Source organism: Alishewanella sp. HL-SH06, assembly GCF_052656265.1.
The window spans coordinates 2,731,959-2,754,044 of the sequence record NZ_CP199752.1 but is presented as its reverse complement, the minus strand read 5'-3'; the positions used below and the strand labels follow the sequence as shown (position 1 = coordinate 2,754,044).

General features: G+C 46.6%; 22 protein-coding genes and 5 tRNA genes. 19 read left to right on the top strand and 8 right to left on the bottom strand.

The annotated features are described in order from the left end of the window. Positions 1-75 precede the first annotated feature (75 nt). Positions 76-2,571, bottom strand: coding sequence for an acyl-CoA dehydrogenase FadE (gene fadE / locus ACUJFK_RS12620; protein ID WP_306178140.1), 2,496 nt, complete (start codon positions 2,569-2,571; stop codon positions 76-78). A gap of 232 nt (positions 2,572-2,803) precedes the next feature. Here fadE and ACUJFK_RS12615 point away from each other — a divergent pair, with 232 nt between their 5' ends. Further along, on the top strand, positions 2,804-3,574 hold the full coding sequence (locus ACUJFK_RS12615; RefSeq protein ID WP_306178141.1) for a class II glutamine amidotransferase: 771 nt from the start codon (positions 2,804-2,806) through the stop codon (positions 3,572-3,574). Here ACUJFK_RS12615 and ACUJFK_RS12610 read toward each other — a convergent pair. From ACUJFK_RS12610 to cmoA, 7 genes are all read right to left on the bottom strand, one after another. After that, a complete protein-coding gene (locus tag ACUJFK_RS12610; RefSeq protein ID WP_445425088.1) occupies positions 3,542-4,267 on the bottom strand; it encodes a DUF3108 domain-containing protein in 726 nt (241 codons plus the stop codon). The genes ACUJFK_RS12615 and ACUJFK_RS12610 overlap by 33 nt on opposite strands. Positions 4,268-4,325: 58 nt before the next feature. Then, positions 4,326-4,988 (bottom strand): phosphoribosylglycinamide formyltransferase, encoded by a 663-nt coding sequence (gene purN / locus ACUJFK_RS12605; RefSeq protein WP_445425087.1) that lies wholly within the window; start codon positions 4,986-4,988, stop codon positions 4,326-4,328. Between the two features lie 9 nt (positions 4,989-4,997). Further along, complete coding sequence (gene purM / locus ACUJFK_RS12600; protein ID WP_226750349.1) at positions 4,998-6,041, bottom strand: phosphoribosylformylglycinamidine cyclo-ligase; 1,044 nt, start codon at positions 6,039-6,041, stop codon at positions 4,998-5,000. 75 nt (positions 6,042-6,116) lie between these two features. Next, the gene (locus ACUJFK_RS12595; RefSeq protein ID WP_445425086.1) at positions 6,117-6,524 is read right to left on the bottom strand and encodes a hypothetical protein; all 408 of its coding nucleotides are present in this window, start codon (positions 6,522-6,524) and stop codon (positions 6,117-6,119) included. A 12-nt stretch (positions 6,525-6,536) separates the two neighbouring features. Beyond that, positions 6,537-7,424 (bottom strand): LysR family transcriptional regulator, encoded by an 888-nt coding sequence (locus tag ACUJFK_RS12590; protein ID WP_445425085.1) that lies wholly within the window; start codon positions 7,422-7,424, stop codon positions 6,537-6,539. A 23-nt stretch (positions 7,425-7,447) separates the two neighbouring features. Beyond that, positions 7,448-8,413, bottom strand: coding sequence for a tRNA 5-methoxyuridine(34)/uridine 5-oxyacetic acid(34) synthase CmoB (cmoB, locus tag ACUJFK_RS12585; protein WP_255654443.1), 966 nt, complete (start codon positions 8,411-8,413; stop codon positions 7,448-7,450). A 5-nt stretch (positions 8,414-8,418) separates the two neighbouring features. Beyond that, the gene (gene cmoA, locus ACUJFK_RS12580; RefSeq protein WP_226750346.1) at positions 8,419-9,147 is read right to left on the bottom strand and encodes a carboxy-S-adenosyl-L-methionine synthase CmoA; all 729 of its coding nucleotides are present in this window, start codon (positions 9,145-9,147) and stop codon (positions 8,419-8,421) included. Positions 9,148-9,344: 197 nt separating this feature from the next. On the opposite strand from cmoA, the gene aspS reads away from it, so the two are divergent. The 18 genes from aspS to ACUJFK_RS12490 all read left to right on the top strand — a co-directional run bounded on the left by aspS (position 9,345) and on the right by ACUJFK_RS12490 (position 21,957). Further along, on the top strand, positions 9,345-11,120 hold the full coding sequence (aspS, locus tag ACUJFK_RS12575) for an aspartate--tRNA ligase (protein WP_445425084.1): 1,776 nt from the start codon (positions 9,345-9,347) through the stop codon (positions 11,118-11,120). A gap of 79 nt (positions 11,121-11,199) precedes the next feature. Continuing rightward, the gene (locus tag ACUJFK_RS12570; RefSeq protein ID WP_445425083.1) at positions 11,200-11,943 is read left to right on the top strand and encodes a YebC/PmpR family DNA-binding transcriptional regulator; all 744 of its coding nucleotides are present in this window, start codon (positions 11,200-11,202) and stop codon (positions 11,941-11,943) included. Between the two features lie 2 nt (positions 11,944-11,945). Beyond that, a complete protein-coding gene (ruvC, locus tag ACUJFK_RS12565) occupies positions 11,946-12,467 on the top strand; it encodes a crossover junction endodeoxyribonuclease RuvC (RefSeq protein WP_445425082.1) in 522 nt (173 codons plus the stop codon). 24 nt (positions 12,468-12,491) lie between these two features. After that, the gene (gene ruvA, locus ACUJFK_RS12560; protein WP_445425081.1) at positions 12,492-13,112 is read left to right on the top strand and encodes a Holliday junction branch migration protein RuvA; all 621 of its coding nucleotides are present in this window, start codon (positions 12,492-12,494) and stop codon (positions 13,110-13,112) included. Positions 13,113-13,208: 96 nt separating this feature from the next. Further along, positions 13,209-14,222 carry a Holliday junction branch migration DNA helicase RuvB gene (gene ruvB, locus ACUJFK_RS12555; RefSeq protein ID WP_445425080.1) on the top strand — a complete coding sequence of 338 codons (1,014 nt, stop codon included), beginning with the start codon at positions 13,209-13,211 and terminating at the stop codon, positions 14,220-14,222. Between the two features lie 597 nt (positions 14,223-14,819). Beyond that, a complete protein-coding gene (gene ybgC, locus ACUJFK_RS12550) occupies positions 14,820-15,230 on the top strand; it encodes a tol-pal system-associated acyl-CoA thioesterase (RefSeq protein WP_445425079.1) in 411 nt (136 codons plus the stop codon). Next, positions 15,220-15,900 (top strand): protein TolQ, encoded by a 681-nt coding sequence (gene tolQ / locus ACUJFK_RS12545; protein WP_226750339.1) that lies wholly within the window; start codon positions 15,220-15,222, stop codon positions 15,898-15,900. Before ybgC ends, tolQ begins: the two co-directional genes overlap by 11 nt. A gap of 2 nt (positions 15,901-15,902) precedes the next feature. Continuing rightward, positions 15,903-16,328 (top strand): protein TolR, encoded by a 426-nt coding sequence (gene tolR, locus ACUJFK_RS12540; RefSeq protein WP_445426785.1) that lies wholly within the window; start codon positions 15,903-15,905, stop codon positions 16,326-16,328. Continuing rightward, a complete protein-coding gene (tolA, locus tag ACUJFK_RS12535) occupies positions 16,318-17,286 on the top strand; it encodes a cell envelope integrity protein TolA (protein WP_445425078.1) in 969 nt (322 codons plus the stop codon). Before tolR ends, tolA begins: the two co-directional genes overlap by 11 nt. Beyond that, the gene (gene tolB / locus ACUJFK_RS12530; RefSeq protein WP_445425077.1) at positions 17,283-18,629 is read left to right on the top strand and encodes a Tol-Pal system beta propeller repeat protein TolB; all 1,347 of its coding nucleotides are present in this window, start codon (positions 17,283-17,285) and stop codon (positions 18,627-18,629) included. Before tolA ends, tolB begins: the two co-directional genes overlap by 4 nt. 48 nt (positions 18,630-18,677) lie before the next feature. Further along, positions 18,678-19,199, top strand: a complete 522-nt coding sequence (gene pal / locus ACUJFK_RS12525; RefSeq protein WP_226750336.1) for a peptidoglycan-associated lipoprotein Pal — start codon at positions 18,678-18,680, stop codon at positions 19,197-19,199. 20 nt (positions 19,200-19,219) lie between these two features. Beyond that, positions 19,220-20,017, top strand: coding sequence for a tol-pal system protein YbgF (gene ybgF / locus ACUJFK_RS12520; RefSeq protein WP_445425076.1), 798 nt, complete (start codon positions 19,220-19,222; stop codon positions 20,015-20,017). 174 nt (positions 20,018-20,191) lie between these two features. Next, a tRNA-Lys gene (locus ACUJFK_RS12515) sits at positions 20,192-20,267 on the top strand. A 26-nt stretch (positions 20,268-20,293) separates the two neighbouring features. Next, positions 20,294-20,369 (top strand) — tRNA-Lys (locus tag ACUJFK_RS12510). Between the two features lie 19 nt (positions 20,370-20,388). Continuing rightward, positions 20,389-20,464 (top strand) — tRNA-Lys (locus ACUJFK_RS12505). A gap of 26 nt (positions 20,465-20,490) precedes the next feature. Then, positions 20,491-20,566 (top strand) — tRNA-Lys (locus tag ACUJFK_RS12500). A gap of 127 nt (positions 20,567-20,693) precedes the next feature. Beyond that, the gene (nadA, locus tag ACUJFK_RS12495; protein ID WP_445425075.1) at positions 20,694-21,752 is read left to right on the top strand and encodes a quinolinate synthase NadA; all 1,059 of its coding nucleotides are present in this window, start codon (positions 20,694-20,696) and stop codon (positions 21,750-21,752) included. A gap of 115 nt (positions 21,753-21,867) precedes the next feature. After that, positions 21,868-21,957 (top strand) — tRNA-Ser (locus ACUJFK_RS12490). Positions 21,958-22,086: the final 129 nt, after the last annotated feature.

Below are 22,086 nucleotides of genomic sequence, written 5' to 3'. Positions count from 1 at the left end.
TTGCGAGCAACGCTTTAGCAGATAAAAAAAGGGCCCGTCGTCAGACGAGCCCTTTCTATTTAGAGTGTCTCGCGCTTAAGCGGCTTCTGTTTTGGTTTGTTTCTTACTTTCAGCTTTTAACGCCTCAGCACCATTGGGTTGCTGGGTTAAGGTTTTGTCTGCCGCTAAGTAATCAGGTTCAAAATCATCCACGTTAATCACAAACAAGCGGCTTTCTTCGGCTTTACGCAATTTGTCGGCCTCTTGCTTATTAATTACGCCTAACTCTAAACCAATATCAGCTACGTCATGCAGTTTAAAGAAGGGTAAGCGTTTACCTGAGGCTTTGCTGACTTTATCAAACAGCGGCTCTGCAGCTAACACATCTAATAAGGCTTGTTCTACGCGACCTAATTGATTTCCCGGTTCAACCGTTAAATATAAGTGCTTACCTAAGCGGTTGCGCGCTTCACAAGGGGTCATCATGATACGTGATACTTGATGATCCAGCATATCTGATGGTTTACGTAGCGTGCGACCAAATGGGAAGACAATGCGTTTTAGCACGATACCAATGACGCGGTTAGGGAAGTTATCGAATAACTCCGTTAACGCCAATTGCGCTTTAGCCATGTTATCTTCACAAGCCCATTTTACCAAAGGTAAGTCTTGAACTTGGCGACCTTCATCTTGATAACGCTTCAGTACTGATGAGGTGATATACAGCATACTTAAAATGTCACCCAAACGCGCTGAAATACGCTCACGACGTTTTAAGTCTCCACCTAAGGTTCCCATTGCAACATCTGACATTAACGCAAGGGCGGCACTAAAGCGGTTCATTTGCTTGTAATAACGCGCAGTGTCATCGTTGTAAGGTGAATGACTAAAAGCACCACCGGTTAACGATAACCAGAAGGTCCGGAAGAAGTTACTAATAGCAAAACCAATATGACCGAATAACGCTTTATCAAAGGCAGTCACGGCTGCGCCTTCATCCGTCAATTGGGCAGCTTGTAACTCGGCTAACACATAAGGATGACAGCGGATCGCGCCTTGACCATAGATGATCATGTTACGGGTCAGGATATTAGCACCTTCAACCGTGATCGCTACTGGCGCACCTTGATAACCGCGAGCTAAATAGTTATTTGGCCCCATGCAAATGCCTTTACCGCCGTGCACGTCCATTGCATCATTAATCGCCGTACGCATACGCTCAGTCATATGGTATTTGGTGATGGCAGAAACCACAGACGGTTTTTCACCTAAATCAATCGCACCTACCGACATAGAGGTTGATGCATCGGCCATGTAGGCATAACCACCAATGCGTGCCATGGCTTCTTCAACGCCTTCCATTTTACCGACAGGTAATTTGAATTGACGACGAATACGCGCATAGGCGCCAGTAGACAGCGCAGCAGCTTTAATCCCACCGGTGCTGTTAGACGGTAATGTGATGGCGCGACCGACAGATAAACATTCAACCAGCATACGCCAACCTTGGCCGGCCATTTCTGGACCACCAATGATATAAGAAATCGGTACAAAGACTTCTTCACCTTGCGTGGGGCCATTTTGGAACGGCACATTCAAGGGGAAGTGGCGACGACCGATTTTCACACCTGGGGTGTCGGCAGGGATCAACGCACAGGTAATACCGCGATCTTCTTCTTCACTTAGTAGATGATCTGGATCGTACAGTTTAAAGGCTAAACCTAACACCGTAGCGATAGGCGCTAAAGTAATATAACGTTTGTTCCAGGTTAATTTTAAACCCAGAACTTCTTCACCTTGCCACTGACCTTTACAAACGATACCCACATCAGGGATAGCACCGGCATCTGAACCCGCTTCTGGGCTAGTTAAAGCAAAACACGGCACATCGATACCTTTGGCTAAGCGCGGTAAATAATAATTTTTTTGCTCATCAGTACCATAGTGTTGCAACAGTTCGCCTGGGCCTAACGAGTTAGGAACACCAACGATGCTTGATAACACCATGCTTTTGCTGGTTAATTTTTGCAATACGCAAGACTGTGCATAAGCAGAAAACTCTAAACCACCGTATTCTTTTTTGATAATCATCGCAAAGAAACCGTGATCTTTTAAGTATTGATAGACTTCTGGCGCGAGATCAGCTCGTTCATGTGTTGTGTGCCAGTCGTCTGTCATGGCTAGTAATTCTTCAACTGGGCCGTCTAAAAAGGCTTGTTCTTCAGCACTTAACCGAGGTTGTGGGAAGTTGTGCATTTTATGCCAGTCAGGGTTACCGCGAAATAAATCGCCTTCCCACCAGGTGGTACCGGCATCGATGGCTTCTTTTTCTGTCGTTGACATTTCCGGCATAATTTTGCGATATAACGCCAGTAATGGTTTTGTCAAATGTTGCTGACGTACCGAAGCGATATTTAACGGTAAGGCAACGATTAGAAAGACTAACCAAGACCAAAAGCCGACGATGTCGCTAAAAGTACCAATTAATAATACACCCGCTAAAGCTGCGGTAAATAATGTGAGGCTGGCGCGATGATAGGCAAGAATGCCTGTCGCCACCAGCAAAGCTACACAAACCAGAAAAATACTCATTGTTAACTCCTGCGATAAGAGGTCTGACCACTAAAGCCTAAGCTTAGAACGCTTTGATTTAAGTTGCAAGTACTTCTGTGCAATGCTTATCTATACAAAGTGTCAACTAATGTTGCAGACTCTGTACAATAGCCTTTAGCATAGCTCAGCATTGGCCTTTGTGTGTCAACACAAACGCTGTTTGTACTTTTATATGCCAACGACATCATTGTGGATTAATGGGAATACACCAGTGTGTGAATTATTGGGAATGTCAGCCAATGTGCCGACCGACATTTGTTTTAGTTTTAAAGGCTTAAAAGAGCGCGGTGGGCGCACAGGCCCACATAAAGATGGCTGGGGTGTAGCCTTTTACGAGCAAAAAGGCGTTTGTACTTTTAAAGATGCGCTGCCCAGTTATCAATCCGAAATTGCCCGTTTAATTTCTGATTACCCAATTAAAAGCACCGCTGTGGTAGCGCATGTGCGGCAAGCCAATCGGGGGCAAGTGGCATTAGCCAATACGCATCCGTTTACTCGTGAACTATGGGGGCGTTATTGGACTTATGCCCACAATGGGCAGTTATCCCAATATCAACATTTAGCGGTGGATCGGTTTTTACCCGTGGGAACGACCGATAGCGAGCGTGCCTTTTGTTATTTACTCAGTGCTTTAGCGGCACGTTATCCAGAGAAAAGCCCAGGCCCAAAAGCCGCATTTCGCTATATTCGTCGCTTATTACCACAGTTACAGCAGCTAGGGGTATTTAATATGCTGCTCAGTGATGGTGAGTATTTATTGGCGTTTTGCAGCACTAAACTGCATTGGATCACGCGCCGGGCCCCTTTTGGTGTAGCACGCTTATCCGATGTTGATGTGGATATTGATTTTAGCCAAGAAACCACGCCGAACGATGTCGTGACCATTATTGCCACTGCACCGCTAACTAATAATGAGCAGTGGCAAAAAATGCAAAGTGGTGAGGCGCAGTTATTCCGTCGTGGCGAGCCCATCGACTGTTGAGTTGGGGGTGAGCCACTGTACTTTTTGCAGTTGCACATCAAATTGTTCAACGTTATCTTCGCCACGCCAAAGTCTGACGAGCATGTAATCAAGCTCAGGTGCAACCCAAGCTAAAACTTGCTTGTCTGAATTTTCTTCAACCCGGGCAATGCGTAACGCGCGAACGGTGCCAAAAGGTAAGGCCAACGCTTCTTCGGTGACTACCTGATAGTGATACACTTTATTATTACCATCGCGGTTTAACACTTGGTAAGTGAAATCGGTTTTACCGGCGCGTAAATCCAGCACCAATTGTTGATGGTAACTTAGCGGATCTAACCAATCTTCTTGCCAATCGATGGCCTTGAGCGTGGGTTTTTTACCGGTGAAAAGTTGTTGTTTCTGCCAGTCTAAACGTAATTCATAGTGTCGATTAGATCCGGTACCCGTGCGGATCATTTTATAATGTGACGGTTTTAAACGGCCCTGCTCAAGCGTAAAAGTGGACGTTTCGCTACGCTTATCACTAAATACTAACCAAGTGATATCACTGCTATAGCCCATTTCATAATGGCTGTCTTTTTTATGCAAATAGCGTTTAGCTGTGCCATGGCTTTTGCCGCCACGGTACACTAAATAATCAGCATTAAAGGAAGTGAAAATAGGTGCTGCAGCAGTGTCTTTCGACGACTCAGCAACGCTAGGGGCTGGCAACGATGTCGCCAATACAGCAGAACTACAGAATAATAGTGTGCTTAAAAAAAGTGACGTGTTAACACGCCACTTCAGAATCATCCTCATCTTCGGCATAACCTTGTACTGAAAGTAAGTTACCGTCTAACCATGCCTCATTGCCGCGCTGTTGTAAACGATTTTGACAAAACCAACGCACAACCAGTGGATAAATCAGATGTTCTTGCTCATGTACCCGTTCAGCCACTGTCGAAGCATCATCACCTGGAAAGATAGGCACTTTCGCTTGCAAGATCACCGGGCCGCCATCAAGTTGCTCTGTCACAAAATGGACACTGCAACCATGTTCAGTATCGCCGGCATCAATTGCACGCTGATGCGTATCTAAACCTTGATACTTCGGCAACAAAGATGGATGAATGTTCAATAATTTTCCAGAAAAGTGCTGCACAAAAGCAGGCGTGAGGATCCGCATAAAGCCGGCAAGCACCACTAAAGATGGCGCAAAACCCTCAATGGCTTGTTGTAAAGCCCTATCGTAACTGGCGCGATCGCTATAGTCTTTGTGGCTGACGACACGGGTAGTAATACCCGCTGCCGTTGCACGTTGCAAACCATAAGCGGACGCTTTGTTGGCAATAACCGCTGTAATTTTACCGGGGATCGTGCCTTTCGCACAGCCATCGATAATGGCTTGCAAATTACTGCCATTACCAGAGATCAGTACTACAATAGCGTTCATGCGGCCTCGTTATTCGTTAATAATAACCAGCTGCTCATCTGCCGCAGCCGCTTGAATCTCGCCAAGGTGCCAAGCTGTTTCACCCGCTTGTTGTAGTGTCGCTAACGCGGTAGGTAATTCGGCTGCAGGCACAACCACTAACATACCCACACCACAGTTAAAGGTGCGATACATTTCATGGCGGCTGATATTGCCTTGTTGCTGTAACCAGTTAAAAATGGCGGGCCATTGCCAGCTTTTACCGTCAATAACAGCTTTGGTATTAGCCGGTAAGACGCGAGGAATATTTTCCCAGAAACCGCCACCGGTAATGTGACATAACGCATGCACAGGGCTGGTTTTAAACAAGCTTAGCAGGTTTTTCACATAAATTCGGGTAGGTTCTAGTAGGTGATCGGCTAACGACTTACCTTCTAATAAGGTGTCTGCTGACTGACCTGACACTTCTAATACTTTGCGAATTAATGAAAAGCCATTAGAGTGAGGACCAGACGAGGCCAATGCAATAAGTTGATCGCCCGGTTGTACTTTGCTGCCATCGATAATGTCGGCTTTTTCAACTACGCCTACACAGAAACCTGCGATATCGTAATCATCACCGTGGTACATGCCGGGCATTTCAGCCGTTTCACCACCGACCAAAGAACAACCTGATTGCACACAGCCTTCAGCGATGCCAGTAACAACGCGGGCGGCGGTGTCAACATCCAACTTGCCTGTGGCGTAGTAATCTAAAAAGAATAATGGCTCAGCGCCTTGCACCACTAAATCGTTGACGCACATGGCAACTAAGTCGATACCTACGCCATCATGGCGTTTTAAGTCCATGGCTAAGCGTAGTTTTGTGCCCACGCCATCGGTACCAGAGACTAACACCGGCTCTTTATAACCGGCAGGGATTTGGCACAGCGCACCGAAACCGCCTAAACCACCCATGACTTCTGGGCGAGTGGTGCGTTTTACGGCACCTTTGATGCGGTCAACTAACGCATTGCCTGCGTCAATGTCTACTCCGGCGTCTTTGTAACTTAAAGATGTGTTGTGCTCGCTCACGGCTTTCCTCGAATGGCTATGTGGGTTGGCTAAAGTGCTAACCATTTTACCCGTTTAACCGCGCAGACAAAAGCCTTACTGCATAGCATTCTCTTTCGCTTGGCGAACATAGTCTTGTAAACTGATGGTGTCGTCATTGGCGATCTTATGGTAACAGACTGAAGCAAAAGGAAATTCTTTGTCGCCAAAGGTCACTGCAATATAAGGTGCAGATTGATCTTGTTGATTGTTGTTCCACTCACCCCCGACCAGTTTAATGAACACTTCACCGACATAAGCGCCAATAATATTACAAAGTGTAAATAACATTTCGCCAGAATGTTGCCGATGCTGCTGATCTTTGTGTAACGCCGACAACAAGGTGTCGACGACCGCTAAACTTTCGGCAGATCCATCTAGCGTTAATTGATGTTGTTCGGCGGCATAAGCGATCGCATCTTGTGCGGCGGCATGCATTAACTGGTTTATTTCGGCAGATTGCATAGGGGTTCCTTATTATTTTTGATGGACGGCCAGTAACAGCTGACGCAGCTGACGACTGCCGGGGCCAAGAGATTCTTCTTGTGGTGCCAATAAACTCATCGGGGCAAAACGTTCGGTACTTTGTTGCAGCGGTAGCCGAAACAAGGTTTTATCGGCTAACAGCGGTGCCACCACAAAATCGGGTAACCAACAAAAGCCTAAGCCGAGTAATAATATATCGACTGCTTCATAAAAGTTATTTACCGTCCAACGTTGCTCAGCTTTTAACCAGCCAATATGTTCTTGCGGTTTAACGGCGGTGTCACGAATAACAATTTGCAGTTGTTGGCTCAGTTCATTTTGGTCTAGGCTTGGTAGCTGCGCTAACGGGTGCGTCGCGCCCACCACGGGAATAAAACGGGTGATCGACAACGGCTCACTTAAATAGCCTTTTGGCACCATGCCAGTAATGACTAAATCGGCTTTTTTTTGAGTAATAATTTCGCTAGTTCCCGTCAGCACCGTATCAATAATTTGTACTCGGCTGCCACGACTCATTGGATAAAATTGCTGTAATGCTTGGTATAAATAGTGTTTGGGGTAGGCTAACTCAGTGGCGATACGAATTTCTGGCTCCCAGCCTTTATCTAAGTTATCGGCCAGCAGTTCAAGATCTTCAATTTGTTGCGTTAAAATACGCGAACGACGAAGCATAACTTCGCCGGCGGCAGTCAGTTGCGCTTTACGCCCAATCACTTCGAGCAATTCTACACCCAGCTGGGTTTGTAACTTTGCGACGGCATGATTAAGCGATGATTGACTTTTGTTGAGCAACTCGGCCGCTTGGGCATAGCCACCAGCATCAACCACCGCTTGTAAAATGCGCCATTGCTCTAACGTGGACTTTGGGCGATAGGGCATAACGAGCCGTTTCCTTACTTTGCTTAAACCCTGGCTACCACCACCGCACGTAATGGTGCTGGATAACCCTCAATGGTCTTACTATGGTCATTTGGGTCAAGAAAATCAATCAGACTTTCATTTTCCATCCAAGGGGTGGCACGTTGTTCATCCAAGCTGGTGTGATTTAAATCGACCAGTTTAATATCTTGAAAACCCAGCCGTTCTAACCAGTGACACAAGGCGGCTGTGCTGGGGATAAACCAAACATTACGCATTTTGGCATAGCGTTCACCGGGTACCAATACGGTTTGTGCATCACCTTCAATAACCAGTGTCTCTAGCACCAATTCACCACCGGGGCGCAGCTGTTGTTTTAGTTGCTGTAAAAAGTCTAACGGCGAGCGGCGATGATATAACACCCCCATTGAGAACACCGTATCAAATTGCTTTAACGCCGGCATATCATCTATACCAATCGGCAGTAAATTAACCTGCGGATCGGGATTAAAATGTTTAATGGCTTGAAATTGCGTATAAAACAGCTGTGAGGGATCAATACCCACAACAAAGCGCGCCCCAGCGCCGCGCATCCGCCATAAATGATAGCCACTGCCACAGCCGACATCTAATACCAAACGCTCGGTTAAATCACTGATGTGCGGCAGCACCCGTTGCCATTTCCAATCTGAACGCCACTCGGTATCAATATCAATACCATGGATCTGAAAGGGGCCTTTGCGCCAAGGTTTTAATTGCTGCAGTAAAAAGCGAATGCGTTCTGTTTCACCCGCGCTAATATCACTTGCTTGACCAAAGGCAACAGCGTCAGCCAGCGCTATTTGCGAGACGCGAGTCGCTGGCAGATTCGCAAGTATTTTTTGCCATTGTTTAAATTCACCATGTAGCGCGGTTTTCGACCACAACGCTAATTGCGCCGGTAAGGTTTCTAGCCAAGGGTGCAGACGGCTGGTGGCAAGCTGCGCATAAAAAGCGGAAAAGTCCAACATGCGAATCAATCCTTTAAAGCAAACATCGAGCAAAAATTAAAACATTGAAACCAGACACTGTGCGAATGAAAGCCGGCTTGCTGCAGGCGCGCACTGTGGGTGGCGAGCGTGTCGGGGCGCATAACTTTTTCCAGCGCGGTGCGTTTTTGGCTAATTTCTAATTCGCTGTAACCATTGGCGCGTTTAAAATCATGGTACAAATCAATCAGCAATTCATCATTAACAGGGGTATCGGCTTTAAATTTTTCTGAGATGATCAAAAGGCCACCCGGTTTTAACCCCTGATAAATTTTGTTGAGTAGAGCTTGGCGATCTTCTGGCGCCAAAAATTGCATGGTAAAGTTCACCACCACCACCGCAGCATTTTCAATAGTAAGCTGTCGAATATCACCTAATATGGCGTCCACCGGCACATCCGAGCGAAAGGCTTGCAAATGACGCTGACAACGCTCAATCATGGCACTGCTATTATCCACTGCGATCACTTTACAATTGTCGGCGGTAATATGGCGGCGCATGGACAAACTGGCCGCCCCTAACGAGCAGCCTAAATCATAATAATGGCTATTTGCCTGCTGATAGCGCGCAGTCAATTTACCGATGGTTTGAATAATCGTTTGGTAGCCAGGAATAGAGCGCTGGATCATGTCAGGAAAAACGTCGGCTACCGCATCATCAAAACGGAAATCCTGAATATGTGCCAAAGGTTCGGCATAAACGTGGTCTTTTTGCATTAACACACTCAGTGGTTGTCACGAAAATGGCGGCTAGTTTACCTGAAATTTGCCGAGCGCTGAAAACTTATCGTGTTAAGCTAGCGACTAAGCAGAGTTTTCGGCTCTGGGCAGTGACTTTAAAGCGCTTTTCGCTATAATTGCCGTCATTCAAATCAGTTGCTTTCAGTTGTTCAGCATGGAGAAAGGATAAATTAATGCGTAGTCATTATTGCGGTAAGTTATCGGTAAACGAAGTCGATCAGCAGGTCACACTTAGTGGCTGGGTAAACCGTCGTCGGGATCTGGGTGGGTTAATTTTTATCGATATGCGAGATCGCGAAGGCTTGGTGCAAGTCGTTTGTGATCCTGATCTGAAAGCGTTATTCGACGTCGCTTACACCTTGCGCAATGAATATTGTATTCAAGTCACCGGGCAAGTTCGGGCACGTCCCGCTTCACAAATTAACAAAGACATGGCGACGGGTGCGGTTGAAGTGTATGCCAGTGCGCTCACCATTTTAAATAAGTCAGCGCCGCTGCCTCTAGACTTTAATCATGAGAACAGCGAAGAACAACGCTTAAAATACCGCTATCTTGATTTACGCCGGCCATTAATGAGCGAACGTTTAAAGTTTCGCGCTAAAGTCACCAGCTTTGTACGTAACTTTATGGACGGCAATGGCTTTTTAGATGTTGAAACCCCCATTTTAACCAAAGCCACCCCAGAAGGTGCGCGAGATTATTTAGTGCCAAGCCGCACGCACAAAGGCGAGTTTTTCGCTTTGCCACAGTCTCCCCAGTTATTTAAACAACTGCTGATGATGTCGGGTTTAGATCGCTATTATCAGATCGTAAAATGTTTTCGTGATGAAGATTTACGTGCCGATCGCCAGCCTGAATTTACTCAGATCGATATTGAAACCTCTTTTATGAGTGCGCCAGAAGTGATGGCGGTAACGGAGCAAATGGTTCAGCAGATGTTTGAACAATTGCTCGGTGTGGATTTAGGCACCTTCCCACAAATGCCATACTGGGAAGCAATGCGTTTATACGGCTCAGATAAACCTGATCTGCGTAACCCCATGCAGTTTGTCGACGTTGCTGATTTACTGAAAGACGTTGAGTTTAAAGTTTTTTCAGGCCCAGCAAACGATGCAAAAGGCCGCGTAGTGGCATTAAAAGTGCCAGGCGCAGCAGAAAAAGTATCGCGCAAAGATATTGATAACTATACCCAATTTGTCAGCATTTACGGTGCAAAAGGCCTTGCTTGGATGAAAGTAAATGACGTTGCCGCGGGAGCCGAAGGTGTGCAATCGCCGGTGGCGAAGTTTTTAAGCCCGAGCATCATTACTGACATTTTAGCGCGTACAGCAGCCGCTAACGGTGATTTAATTTTCTTTGGTGCTGACAGCTATAAAGTGGTCTGTGAAGCCATGGGCGCACTGCGCTTAAAACTGGGGGAAGATTTACAAATTACTCAACCCGGTTGGAAGCCATTGTGGGTAGTCGACTTCCCAATGTTTGAAGAAAACGATGATGGCAGTTACTCAGCAGTACATCACCCGTTTACCTCACCATTAGATACGCAAAGCTTTTTAGCTACGCCTAACCAAGAATTAAAGCTGGGTGAATTGTTATCCAATGCCTATGACATGGTGCTAAACGGTACCGAATTAGGCGGTGGCTCAGTCCGTATTCATACCGCAGAAGTTCAAGCAAAAGTGTTCACGTTACTGGGTATTAGCGATGAAGAGGCAGCAGAAAAATTTGGCTTCTTACTCGAAGCGTTAAAGTATGGCGCACCGCCACATGCCGGTTTAGCTTTTGGTTTAGATCGCTTAGTCATGTTAATGACCGGTGCAACCTCTATTCGTGATGTGATGGCGTTCCCTAAAACTGCCACTGCTGCGTGTCCATTAACGGATGCACCTGGTGCGGCCAACCCACAACAACTGGCTGAGTTGGGTATCCAAGTCACGCCAAAAGCGTAGTTACTGCATTACACAACGAGGCCCAAGTGCCTCGTTGTGCCTTTATATCCTGTTTATGATTAGCTAAGAGGAGTAAGACATGGCTGGACATAGCAAATGGGCTAACATGAAGCATCGTAAAGCCCGTCAGGATGCCAAAAAAAATAAGATCTGGACCAAGATGATCCGCGAACTTACGGTAGCGGCGAAGATCAGTGCTGATGTGCAAGCAAACCCACGCTTACGTTTAGCTGTCGATCGCGCTTTAGCCGAAAATATGACGCGCGATACCATCGACCGAGCCATTAAACGTGGTGCCGGTATGCATGATGCCGATAACTACGAAGAACTCGTTTATGAAGGTTATGGCCCAGGTGGTGTGGCGGTGATTGTCGAAACACTCACCGATAACAATAAACGTACCGTTGCTGATGTGCGCCATGCCTTTTCGAAAAATATGGGTAACTTAGGCACCTCAGGTTCGGTCTCTTATTTATTTCATCGCAAAGGCGTGTTGTGCTTTGCCGTCGGCGCTGATGAAGAGCAAATCTTAGATGTGGCACTGGATGCCGGTGCCGATGATGTACAAACCCAAGAAGATGGCAGCATCGAGGTGCTCACTAGCCCTGAGTATTTCAGTGCAGTACAGGATGCGCTTAACGGTGCAGGCTTTGTGGCTGACTCTGCTGAGCTAACCTTAGTGCCTGATACGCATGCCGAATTGGATGCTGAGACGGCAGAGAAATTTATCAAATTACTGGATGCGTTAGAAGATTCTGACGATGTACAAAACGTTTATCATAATGCGCAGATCAGTGACGACATTATGGCTAGCTTGGAGTAGCCTTGAATATTATTCTGGGCATCGACCCTGGTAGTCGTTTAACGGGTTACGGTGTGGTTCGCCAGCAAGGTGGGCAGTTTCATTATGTGGCCAGTGGTTGTATTCGTTTAGGCACTGATGACTTTCCTGAGCGTTTACTGCGGATCTTTAACGGCATCAGTGAAATTATTGCGCAAACGCAACCGACTATTTTTGCCATTGAACAAGTGTTTATGGCACGCAACCCCGATTCCGCACTCAAATTAGGTCAGGCGAGGGGCGCGGCTATTGTGGCGGCTAAAAATGCCGGTTTAGTGGTGCATGAATATTCGGCGCGGCAAGTGAAACAAGCCGTAGTGGGCAGTGGCGCGGCGGATAAAGCGCAAGTACAACATATGATCCGGCATTTATTAAAGTTATCTGCGAGTCCTCAAGCCGATGCGGCAGATGCACTGGCCGTGGCATTGTGCCATGGTCATACGCAGCAAAGTTTAATTGCCATGGCGGGGCAAGCCAGTAAAACAGTTCGCGGCCGTTTACGTTAACGCCGCCCAAAGATAAGAAAACAGATGATTGGACGTTTAAGCGGTATTATTTTAGAAAAGCAGCCACCCGATTTATTATTGGACGTGGCCGGTGTAGGTTACGAAGTGCAATTACCCCTCACCAGTTTTTATGCTTTGCCCGAAGTGGGTAAGCCCGCGGTGATTTACACCCACTTTGTGGTGCGCGAAGACGCACAGTTACTTTATGGCTTTAGTAATCAAACTGAGCGTAGTTTGTTTCGACAATTAATTAAAGCAAATGGCGTTGGGCCAAAGTTGGCGTTAACTATCCTTTCTGGCATGACCGCGCAGCATTTTGTACGTTGTGTGCAATTTGATGATCTCAGTACCTTGGTAAAATTGCCGGGTGTCGGTAAAAAAACGGCCGAGCGTTTAGTGATTGAAATGCGTGATCGCCTAAAAGATTGGGGCGTCAGTTCAAATACGCCCATCACCGATAAAATGATTATGCAGGAGGATGAAGCTTTATTTGCGCCTCCGGCTTCGGCAGAGCAAGATGCGATTAGTGCCTTATTCGGTTTAGGCTATTCGCAAGCGCAAGCGGCAAAAGCGGTGCAACAACAACTGAAACCTGGCATGAGCAGCGAGCAGCTGATTAAAGCAGCGTTAAAGAGTATGATTTAACCCCGTAAGCCAGGCTAAGCAGAGTGTCATGCTGGCCTGTATCGCGGTTAATCGTGGCGTTTTCTAAGCACACAAAGCAGTTATAAAAGGCATAGCATGATAGAAGCAGATCGTCTGATCCAGCCTAGCGCATTTAAAGAAGAAGAAGCCATCGACAGGGCTATTCGGCCAAAATCGCTGGCCGATTATACCGGCCAAGCGCATGTGCGTGAGCAAATGGCGATCTTTATCGAAGCCGCCCGCGGGCGCGGTGAGCCGCTCGATCATTTATTGATTTTTGGCCCGCCAGGTTTAGGTAAAACCACCTTAGCCATGATTGTGGCCAATGAAATGGGGGTGAACATTAAAACCACCTCTGGGCCTGTACTAGAAAAGGCCGGTGATTTGGCGGCATTACTGACCAATCTTGAAGAAAATGATGTGCTTTTTATCGATGAAATTCATCGTTTAAGCCCTGTGGTAGAAGAAATTCTGTATCCGGCCATGGAGGATTATCAGTTAGATCTGATGATTGGTGAAGGCCCTGCGGCGCGCTCAATTAAACTCGACTTACCGCCTTTTACCCTAGTAGGGGCCACCACCCGAGCTGGTGCTCTGACATCACCTTTGCGCGATCGCTTTGGTATCGTGCAACGATTGGAATTTTATAAAGTAGAAGAGCTGACGCAAATTATTCAACGCTCGGCCAACTTCCTTAATATGCAGTTAGATGAAGCCGGTGCCACTGAAATTGCACGACGTGCTCGTGGTACACCGCGTATCGCTAACCGTTTGTTACGTCGTGTGCGAGATTATGCTCAGGTTAGAGCTAATGGCATAGTCAGTGTTGAAGTAGCGTCTGCCGCGCTGAAAATGGTTGATGTAGATGCACAAGGTTTTGATTACATGGATCGTAAATTACTCGATGCCATTATTGATAAGTTTATGGGGGGGCCAGTAGGATTAGATAACTTAGCTGCTGCCATCGGTGAAGAAAAAGAAACCATTGAAGATGTGATTGAACCCTTTTTAATTCAGCAAGGTTATATTCAACGCACGCCACGGGGGCGAATAGCCACGCCTCGTGCTTATCAGCATTTAGGTTTTGACCTGCCACAGACACCAACATAAGGGTGTTGTTACTCGGGTTTTAAGCAAAAAAAAGCCCGCTCAATGAGCGGGCAAGCAACAATTTCAGGAACTGCTTCAATAAATCCAGGGAACATGTTTGGAGCAAACAACAAAACCTCTCTCACAAAGTCTCATTGTTAAGTGACCTGTACTAAACAATCAAAAGGCGCTACCAAAATTTTGATTGTCTTTGCGCTAGCTCAGAACACCTGCGTATGATAGAGAATTGGAGTTTTTACTTCAAACGAGAAAAACTGGCGTTTTGACATTAAAAAAACTAATGGTTCGTCAAGGGTTAAGATGATGAGGATAAAAAGAGACTTACGAGTTTATCGTAAGCTATTACTGAAATTCATCTGCCATTCATCTAAATCAAGCATGATAGCAACAGATTACTTTTTATCGCTTAAAACGATAATTTGTACCTAAAAAATCGGCTTTTATTCTGAACTTAGCCGATAGACCTGTGTCAACGTAATGTTTTAATAAAAAACAAGTAGTCAGTGTAAAAAAATATAGTTACGAAATTGGTCGACAGCCAATTGAGTTTGTACGCTGGCTTAATTATCATACAGGCGCGAAATAAAGCGGAACCAGATGCAGCGAAACAACTTCTCTTGGTCAGTGCGGGTGTATTATGAAGATACCGATGCTGGCGGCATTGTTTACTATGCAAACTACCTGAAATACTTCGAAAGAGCGCGCACCGAATGGTTGCGTGCCCTAGGAGTTGAGCAAGATATCTGGTTAGCGAATAAAGTCGCTTTTGTGGTAACTGAAGTACAGATGAAGAATACTCGCCCTGCAAAGTTCAATGAGCTGTTGACGGTGTCCAGTGAAATCAGTACCTTAAAGCGTGCTAGTTTATGTTTTAAACAAGAAATTCACAATGCAGCCCAACAAATTGTGTGTGCTGCAGAGATTAAGATAGCGTGTGTTGACCCAGAGCAGTTAAAAGCTCGTTCAATACCCGCAGAAATAACAGAGGTATTATCGCGTGTCAGGTGAAATTTCCATTCTGCATTTATTGCTCGATGCCAGCATAGTTGTTCAGGCAGTAATGTTAATCCTGGTGGGGATGTCAGTAACCTCGTGGGCGATGATTTTTAAACGCAAGAAGATCTTAACCGAAGCGTTAAGTGATGCGAAAAAGTTTGAAGACCGTTTTTGGTCGGGCATTGATTTATCAAAGTTATATGCTGAAGTCAGTGCACGCCAACAAGCCAACGGTATGGAAGCCTTGTTCAAGTCAGGCTTTAAAGAGTTCGCGCGTATGCACAAAACCAGTCGCCAATCAGCGGCAGTGATGGACGGTACGCATCGTGCCATGCGCGTAGGTTTGTCGCGCGAAGTAGAACGCTTAGAATCGGATTTGCCGTTTTTAGCCACTGTCGGTTCGATCAGCCCGTATATCGGTTTGTTCGGTACTGTCTGGGGTATTATGAATTCTTTTATCGCTTTAGGTGCGGTGCAACAAGCCACCCTAGCGATGGTGGCGCCTGGTATCGCTGAAGCCTTAATTGCCACTGCAATTGGTTTATTTGCTGCCATCCCGGCCGTTATTGCTTACAACAAGTTCTCAACGCAGGTTGAGCAGATTGAAAGCAGCTACATCAATTTTGTTGAAGAGTTTGCGAACATTCTGCATCGCCAGGTCAGTAGCGGAGATCAAGGCTAATGATATACCCGCGTAAAAAGCGCCGCCCAGTTGCTGAGATTAACGTAGTACCTTATATCGACGTTATGCTGGTGCTGTTGGTGATTTTTATGATTACCACACCGATTATCACGCAAGGTGTGAAGGTTGAACTGCCAAAATCAGCGGCACAACCGATTGAACAAATGAAAGACGGTAAAACGCCCTTGGTGGCCACCGTTGATGAAGATGGTTTGTATTATTTTGAAAAAGACGGTAACCAGCAAGGCCCTTTTACCGCGTCACAGTTACAGGTTGAGGTTGCAAGTTGGTTAAGTATCGAGCCTGGCACTCAGGTGATAGTAAAAGGTGATGGTCGTGTGGATTACAATTCAGTAATACGCCTGATCAATGTGTTAAAAAACGCTGGGGCTCCCGCTGTCGGGTTGATGACTGACAATGAAGTCTGAGTTGCAAGCAAAGTGGTGGCAAAAACCACTGGCAAAATCAGTAGGCTTGCACCTTGCGTTAGTGCTGGGTTTATTCATCAGTACCTTAAGTTTTTGGCCAAAGCCAACTGAAATTATGTTATCAAGTGAAGCAGGGCTCAGTGCCGATGCGCCACCTCCGCCACCACCGGCGCCTGTTGAAGCGGTGGCGATTGACAAACAAGCGTTAGAACAGCGTGTTGCTGAGATTAAAAAACAGCAAGATGACACACGTAAAGCTGAAGAGAAACGTATTAGAGATTTAGAACGCCGTGCGAAAGAAGCTGAAAATTCACGTACAGCAGAAGAAGCCCGCTTAAAACGGGTAGCAGAAGAAAAACGCAAAGCGGATGCCGCAGCCCAGGCTTCAAGACAAGCTGCCGCAGAAGCAAAGAAAGTACAAGAGGCCGAAGCGGCTAAAGCGCGCGCAGCTGAGCAACAGCGGTTAGCGAAAGAGCAAGAACGCAAAAAAGCCGAAGAAGCGGCCAAAGCAGCAGAAGCGAAACGCAAAGCGGAACAAGCCGCGTTAGCCAAAGCGCAAGCTGAACGTGAACAAAAAGCACGTGAAGAGCGAGAGCAAGCTGAACGCGAACGGATGATCCAAGAGCAGTTAGCCGCAGAAGCGGAAGCGCGGCGCAGAGCCAGATCACAACAAGCTGTGACTGAGGTTCAACGCTATACCGCGATGATCAGCGATGCGATTGATAGAAACTTGATTAAAGATGAATCGACCATGCGTGGCCGTACTTGTCGGGTAAATATTCGCTTAGCAACCAATGGTTTTGTGACAAGTGTCAATGTGATTAGCGGTGAGCGGGTGGTATGTGATGCAGCAGTGCGAGCGGTAAATCGGGCAGGGACCTTGCCGATGTCAGCTGATCCTGATGTATATAACCAACTCAAAGACATAACATTAACGGTGGCACCAGAATTTAGATGATGAATTTATTACGTAAATTAGGTTGCAGTGTCTTACTGCTGGTCGGTATGCAAGCGCATGCTTCTTTAGAAATTGTGATTACCGGTGGTGTTGATTCTGCCCGTCCGGTGGCGGTGTTACCGTTCACGTTTAAAGGCACTACCTTGCCTAAAGAAAATATCGCGGATGTCGTGTCTGCCGATTTAATGCGTAGCGGTAAGTTTAATCCTATTTCGTTTTTAAAAATGCCACAGCGTCCTGCAACCTCAGCTGACATTAATTTTTCAGCTTGGGCAAAAGAAGGTGTAGAAGCCATTTTAATGGGTTCTATTACTGAGATTGGCATCGACCGTTACAGTGTTAGTTTTGAATTAATTGATGTATTAAAAGGTAGCACTGGTTTAAGCAGCCAGATGTTGAATAGCGGTATCTTAGGCGGTTCACCACAGTATTTGTTAGACAGTCGTGAAACCACGATTAACGGCAGTCAATTCCGTCAGTACGCCCATCGTATTAGCGATATTGTCTACGAAAAGTTAACCGGTGAACGCGGTGCTTTCTTAACCAAGATTGCTTATGTTTTAGTGCGTCCTAATGCAGAGTTTCAATATCAATTAGTCGTTGCTGATTACGACGGCTATAATGAGCAAGTATTATTACGCTCGAAAGAACCATTGATGTCGCCTAACTGGTCACCAGACGGTACCAAATTAGCTTATGTCACTTTTGAAAAGCGTCAGGCACAAATTTATATTCAAGATATTTACAGCGGCCGTCGTACCATTTTGACCTCGTTCCCGGGTATTAACAGTGCCCCAACCTGGTCACCTGATGGCAGAAAGATTGCGATGGTATTGTCAAAAGATGGCAATGCAGAAATTTATGTGATGGATGTGGCCACCAAAGCGTTAACCCGCGTGACCAGTCATCGCGCCATTGATACAGAACCGAGCTGGTCACCCGATGGTAGCGAGATTGTGTTCAGTTCTGAGCGCGGTGGTAATCCACAACTTTATAGCGTAAATTTGAATACAGGCGATACCCGTCGCTTAACGTTCGAAGGCGAAATGAATCTGGCGGGGACTTACTCACCAGATGGTCAGTCGATAGTTATGGTTAACCGTACCAACGGCCGCTATCATCTGGCAAGAATGGACAGACAGACCCGTTATTTGCAAGTGTTGACCGCTACTAACCTAGATGAGTCACCGAGTATTGCTCCTAACGGTTCGATGATAATTTACAGCACTATGCATGGTCGTTCGCAAGTGTTGGCACTGGTTTCTATGGATGGGCGTTTTAAAGCACGACTACCGGCGGCTGATGGACAGGTGAAATCGCCGGCTTGGTCACCTTTTTTATAAAAAAACTTGGTAAAACTTGGTAAATCTAATCTAATCTAAGGACAAATGATGAACTTAAATAAAGTGTTAAAAGGTCTGTTAATCGCAGTTCCAGTATTAACTTTAGCTGCTTGTAGCTCAAAGTCTTCAACAGGTGCTGGCGACGCTGACACGTCTGCTAACACAGTTCAAACTGTACAAGTTGAACGTGTAGATCCAGCGGTTGCTGCTGCTGAACAAATGCGTTTAAAAATGGAAGCATTACGTCGTGAAAACACCGTATACTTCGATTTCGACAAAGCAACTATCCGTCCAGAATTTGCAGAAGTTCTGCAAGCTCACGGTGAGTTCCTGCGCGCTAACCCAAGCGTACGTGTGACTGTTGAAGGTCATACTGACGAACGTGGCACGCCAGAGTACAACATCGCGTTAGGCGAGCGTCGTGCAATGTCTGTGGTTCAGTATTTACAGAACCTGGGCGTAAGCGCTGGCCAGATCTCTACAGTAAGCTACGGCGAAGAAAAGCCAGCAGTACGTGAGACAGGCGAATCAGCTTATGCTAAAAACCGTCGCGGTGTATTAGTTTACTAATTAAAAAGGTACGAGTGAGGATGATAGTGAAGAAACCTCTGCTTATAGCAATGTCCTTAGTCAGTGTTGGCGTCTGGGCAAATCCGGCGCCGGTTACTGAGATAAGTAAAAGCGGCAGAACAACTTCAACATCAGCCACTGCAGCTGCAGTGGGTACAGTAGAGCAGCGATTGGCAACGTTGGAGCGGGTGGTTGAAGCCCGCGCCGAAGGCCAAGTGCGTATGCAGCAACAATTGCAGATTCTACTGGATGAAGTAAGCGATCTCCGTGGGGTCACTGAAACTCATTCATACCGGCTGGACGAGATTATCCAGCGACAGCGTGATATTTACCAGGAAATAGAACGGCGGGTGAGTGCTGTACAAGGTGGGGCATCTAACGCTGCACCGAGTTCAGCCACACCGGCTACGAGTGGCTCGGCTGTCATGGTTTCGGGTAACGTCTCGGAAAACGACGCCTATGACAGAGCAGTCAACATGGTGTTGAAAGACCGACGCTATGATGCTGCTATTCCTGAATTTGAGAACTTTTTGCGTACTTATCCAAATTCAGTATATGCACCCAACGCACACTATTGGTTAGGGCAGTTGTTGTTTAACAATGGCGAGCTAGCTAAAGCGAAAACGGAGTTTGAACGCGTAGTGAAAAACTTCGCCGAATCAAGCAAAGTGGCAGATGCATTATTGAAGCTTGGACAGATAGCAGAACGCAACAACGATAAAGCCACCGCTTTAGGGCATTATCGAACTCTGGTATCTGCACATGGTAGCTCTACGGCTGCCAAACTGGCAAAGGAACGCCTCGAGGCGCTTAAATGATCAACCCGGCCTGGTGCCGGGTTTTTTCTTTCTGTTGTTTAGCGATTAAACAATTCGTCTGCAGCCCTACACCAATCCGCTGGGATTTTAAGCAGTCAGCCGGCTAAAGCCGAAAAAAATACAGTTTTTGGTTGCACTAATTACGTAAATCAGTAAGATATGCGTCCGCGGTTAGGGTCGTTAGCTCAGTTGGTAGAGCAGTTGACTTTTAATCAATTGGTCGCTGGTTCGAATCCAGCACGACCCACCAAATCGCACAAACAAGTACACCGAAGTGGGTCGTTAGCTCAGTTGGTAGAGCAGTTGACTTTTAATCAATTGGTCGCTGGTTCGAATCCAGCACGACCCACCACTTCGCGTTTACCCTGTTTGGGTCGTTAGCTCAGTTGGTAGAGCAGTTGACTTTTAATCAATTGGTCGCTGGTTCGAATCCAGCACGACCCACCAAATTGCACAATACAGTATACCGAAGCGGGTCGTTAGCTCAGTTGGTAGAGCAGTTGACTTTTAATCAATTGGTCGCTGGTTCGAATCCAGCACGACCCACCACTTCGCAAATATGTAGCCTACTCAGACTCGCAACGTAAACCACCTAATCGCTTCGCATATCTGTACTGTCCTTTTTATGCTATGCCTTATATAATACGCGGCCTTGACCAGCTACTGAGTATCTTCTATGGATCAGCCGTTGTATTTTTCAGAGCAAGATTTTGCTTTTCCGAAAAAGCCTGTGCCATTAAGTCACGACGATAAAGCCGCTTACAAAGCGCGGATCAAAACCTTATTGCAGCAAAAAGATGCGGTGTTAGTGGCGCATTACTACACCGATCCAGAAATTCAAGCGCTGGCCGAAGAAACCGGTGGTTGTGTATCTGACTCGTTAGAAATGGCGCGTTTTGGTAATCAGCACTCTGCAAAAACCTTGTTGGTGGCTGGCGTTAAGTTTATGGGCGAAACTGCCAAAATTCTTACGCCAGAAAAAACGGTCATTATGCCAACCTTGGAAGCGACCTGCTCGTTAGACTTAGGCTGCCCAGCGGCGGAGTTCTCCGCCTTTTGTGACGCACACCCAGACCGTGTGGTCGTGGTGTATGCCAATACCTCTGCAGCCGTTAAAGCGCGAGCTGATTGGGTTGTTACCTCGTCGATAGCGCTTGATGTGGTTGATTACCTGGATAGCCAAGGTAAAAAGATCCTGTGGGGCCCAGATAAGCACCTAGGTGCTTATGTGCAAAAGCAAACCGGTGCTGATATGTTACTGTGGAACGGTGCCTGTATTGTGCATGACGAATTTAAAGCTAAAGCGTTAATTGAGCTGAAAAAGCAATATCCAACAGCCGCTATACTGGTACACCCTGAATCGCCTGATAGCGTGGTGCAGTTAGCCGATGCTGTCGGTTCGACCAGCCAGCTGATTAAAGCCAGCCAAATCTTACCGAATGACATCTTTATTGTGGCGACTGACCGCGGTATTTTTTACAAGATGCAACAGTTAATGCCAAACAAGACGTTTATGGAAGCCCCAACCGGCGGTAACGGCGCAACGTGCCGCAGTTGCGCGCATTGCCCTTGGATGGCAATGAACGGTTTAAAAGCGATTGAGGAAGCGCTACTAGAGCCTACTGGCCATGAAATTCTTGTTGATGCGCAACTGCGTGAGCGAGCATTACTGCCGCTAGACCGTATGTTGAATTTTGCTAAAGAACAAAAAACCGTAGTAAAAGGTAACGCTTAGTTTTTGTAACACAGGGATTGGCCAAAATAGCGGCAATAAGCTTGTGCTATACCAATTAGTTATTGCTAAGCGCGGCCTTTTTCCCTAGTATAGCCGCGCTTGCAACGCAAGTTCCGGAGAGATGGCTGAGTGGCTGAAGGCGCACGCCTGGAAAGTGTGTTTAGGTTAATCCCTAACGAGGGTTCGAATCCCTCTCTCTCCGCCAGATAAATGAATAAGGCCCACGCCAAAAGCGTGGGCCTTATTCATTTATGCGGCAGAGATTGAGGATTTGGTTCGAACCCTTAGGTTCGACAAAACGGCAGGATAGCCGTTTTGCATGGCTCTGCCACCC